This is a genomic window from Streptomyces sp. GbtcB6, from assembly GCF_019091475.1.
GTDB lineage: Bacteria > Actinomycetota > Actinomycetes > Streptomycetales > Streptomycetaceae > Streptomyces > Streptomyces hyaluromycini.
On record NZ_JAGXJL010000450.1, the window covers coordinates 1 to 238 of the forward strand.

Below are 238 nucleotides of genomic sequence, written 5' to 3' on the forward strand. Positions count from 1 at the left end.
GTGTGGCACCAGCGGGCATGACCACGGTGACCTTCGTACGAGAGGGCTAGGAAGATGGGGGTCCGAGTCATGGCACGCAGGCGGCAGCGCCTCGCCGAGCGACGCCAAGCCGTGGGCCTGACCCAGGAAGTACACGCCGAGAGGCTGGGCGTGGACAGTACCACAATCGTGCGCTGGGAGGCAGACACGGCATCGCCTCAGCCGTGGATGCGCCCACGCCTGTCGAATGAACTCCATG

Annotated in this window: 1 protein-coding gene; it reads left to right on the forward strand. The window is 66.4% G+C overall.

Annotated features, from left to right (window positions below):
- Nucleotides 1-69 precede the first annotated feature (69 nt).
- On the forward strand, nt 70-238 hold a 169-nt coding region (locus KVT45_RS55630), incomplete at its 3' end, for a helix-turn-helix transcriptional regulator (protein WP_217562772.1).